This is a genomic window from Psychroserpens mesophilus (assembly GCF_050617655.1).
GTDB lineage: Bacteria > Bacteroidota > Bacteroidia > Flavobacteriales > Flavobacteriaceae > Psychroserpens > Psychroserpens mesophilus_A.
In genome coordinates this window covers 1-368 of record NZ_JBODQC010000069.1, presented here as the reverse complement: position 1 = coordinate 368, position 368 = coordinate 1, and the positions used below count along the sequence as shown (strand labels likewise).

Sequence of the window (368 nt, the reverse complement as noted above, 5' to 3'; positions counted from 1 at the left end):
GATGCCGGTACGGGCCGGGTTGCCAACCCGAGGGCCCTGGGCGGCGACCTGCTGTTTTACGGGGTGGAATTCTCCCCGGATTCCTCCAAACTCTACGCGACGGGGACGCTGATTGGCGGGGAGACCTCCGACCTGTTTCTCGAGACGGAGATCGTGGAGATCCTCCAGTTCGACCTGACGACGGCGGATATCCCCGCTTCCCGATACCGGGTCCATCGGTTCGAACGGCCCATACAGGGGTTTATAGGCGGGAGTATCCAGTTGGCGGTAGACCGGCGAATCTACCACTCCATGCCCGGCCGGGAGTTATCCGTGATCCGGAATCCGGAAGCTGCCGGGAATGCCTGCGACTTTCGCCCTTTTGACAC

At 62.2% G+C, this 368-nt stretch carries 1 pseudogene; it reads left to right on the top strand.

Features of this window, described 5'->3' with window-relative positions:
- Nucleotides 1-368: pseudogene (locus ACRHNM_RS16365) on the top strand (hypothetical protein); the annotation flags it as partial.